This window comes from Pseudomonas sp. ICMP 10191 (assembly GCF_001467335.1).
In the GTDB taxonomy this organism is placed as follows: Bacteria; Pseudomonadota; Gammaproteobacteria; order Pseudomonadales; family Pseudomonadaceae; genus Aquipseudomonas; species Aquipseudomonas cerasi.
In genome coordinates, this window is the sequence record NZ_LKGW01000177.1 from 1 (window position 1) to 2098 (window position 2098).

General features: G+C 53.0%; 1 protein-coding gene and 1 pseudogene. Both read left to right on the forward strand.

Going from position 1 to position 2098, the window contains the following annotated elements; genetic code table 11:
• Positions 1-568 precede the first annotated feature (568 nt).
• Positions 569-1003: pseudogene (locus AO388_RS30505) on the forward strand (methyl-accepting chemotaxis protein); the annotation flags it as partial.
• 204 nt (positions 1004-1207) lie between these two features.
• The gene (locus tag AO388_RS30510; RefSeq protein WP_442963831.1) at positions 1208-1924 is read left to right on the forward strand and encodes a methyl-accepting chemotaxis protein; all 717 of its coding nucleotides are present in this window, start codon (positions 1208-1210) and stop codon (positions 1922-1924) included.
• The last annotated feature ends 174 nt before the right edge of the window (positions 1925-2098 follow it).

The following is a 2098-nucleotide window of genomic DNA, read 5'->3' on the forward strand; positions in this document are numbered from 1 at the left end:
GATGCTTTCACTGAACACGAGCATCACGGGCATCAAGCATGAACAGGTGGGTCAACAATACTTGTTGGACGTCACCCCTATCCTGCGTCTAACCATGATTCAGAGGGCGCTGACACACGGCATGCTCAGCGGTGACACCAACGCAGTAGCCAATGCAGCACGCAATGCTGAAAAGCTTAACGATGCCTATGCGACTCTTGCTGCGCAGGACGCAAAATTTAGCACCCAACTGGCAACGACAGACCGAGTTCAGACGTTGCGTACCGCTAGTGTGCAGCTGGTTGAACGCGCCAAAGCAGGCGAAGCACCTTTGGTGATCTTTTCCGCGTGGAACGACCAGTTAACCGACCTAATGAATTTCGTTTACTACATTACGGCCACTTCCGGCATGATTTTGGACGAAGAAGCAGGTTCGTTGTACCTCATCGATCTAAGCTCTATACGTCTGCCTCGGCAAATAAATCTGGTCGGACAGATTCGCGGTCTGGCCAGCGGTTTTAGCGCTGACCGTCCTCTGGACGACACCACTCGTATTTTTGCCCAGACTTTGTTGAAACAGGAGCTGCTAATGCGTCAAGAGTTGCAGCAGAGCCTTTCCCTGCTTCGCCGAGAAGAGCCGAAATTATCTGGTGTAGTTCAGCCGTCTGTAACAACAGCCATTACCGACCTGGAAAATCTGCGTAAAGACCTGGTGGACTACCTTGATCCGAGCAAGCGCTCAAACGTGAATGCCAACACCTTGGGCGAGCGTGGAAACGCCGTCGTTGCTCAGTTTTACAAAGCTCAGGATCAGATCCAGGAATCGCTGCGAATTCGAATTGATGAGCGTCTGAATACACTGAGTAATGAGCGTACTTTCGGCACTGAGCTATTTATCGCCATTGCGATACTGCTGCTCTATGCGTTCGTCGGCATCTACAAGGCTCTGCGGATTGGGGTTGATGAGCTCCTAGCTGTGACGGCACGTATTGCTCAAGGCGATCTGAGCGCGCGCGTCCGAATCAACAGCCACGATGAAATCGGTGATGTAGGCGAGGGACTTAACCGCATGGTAACGGCCTTCTCTGGCTCACTGAGCCAGGTGGAGCGTAGCTCGCATTCAGTCTCAGATGCGGCAAAGCGACTAGAGATCTCCATAGGCCAAGCCAAAGCCTCAATGAACTCACAACAGGCTGAAACCGAGCAGGTTGCTACTGCCATCAACGAAATGACCGCGAGCGTTGCCGACGTGGCCCAGAATACCGAGGGCGCAGCACGTGCCGCTGAATCTGCAAGCAGTGCGTCTAACGACGGCTTGAAAGTTATGATTGAAACAAGTGCCGCTATTGAGGCGTTGGCCAACGAAGTGGAGCTCAGTGCAAACAAAGTCGAAGCGTTAGCGACACACAGCAAAGAAATCGGTGGTGTCATCGAGGTCATCAGTACCATCGCGGATCAGACTAACCTGCTGGCCCTTAACGCGGCCATCGAGGCGGCGCGAGCTGGCGAGCAAGGCCGTGGTTTCGCGGTCGTGGCTGACGAAGTGCGGACTCTGGCCTCGCGCACACAAAACTCCACAGAAGAAATTCGACGGATCATCCAACAGTTGCAAGGCGCTACTGATGCCGCTGTTCAACAGATGAAAGCTGGGCAAACCCGAGCTAGGGAATGCATTCAGGCAGCGAGCCAAGCGTCTGGCAGCCTGAACCAGATCAATGAAGCAGTAGACGGAATTGTGGGCATGAACACTCAGATTGCAAGTGCGGCGGTGCAGCAACATTCGGTCTCAGAGGATATCAATCGCAACGTCATCGGCATTCGAAACAGCAGCTTAATCGTCATGGAAGGCGTAGAGGACAACGCCGTAACGGCTGACGAGCTTTCATTGCTCGCTAATGAACTTCGCAGCGTAGTCGGCAAGTTTAAGTTATCCAGCAACGCTTGAAAGGAATCTCAAGCGTTTCAATTGTTGATAGCACGAGAAAGTGCTTTGATCGGGTCTGACTGGGGTGATGATGCCCGGCAGTCCCTGATCGACATTGAGGGCTGAGCTTCATCGTTGCGCAATCTCGTAAAACAATAGAGCCAGCTACGCTAGATGAGTTGCCCGGACGGTTAC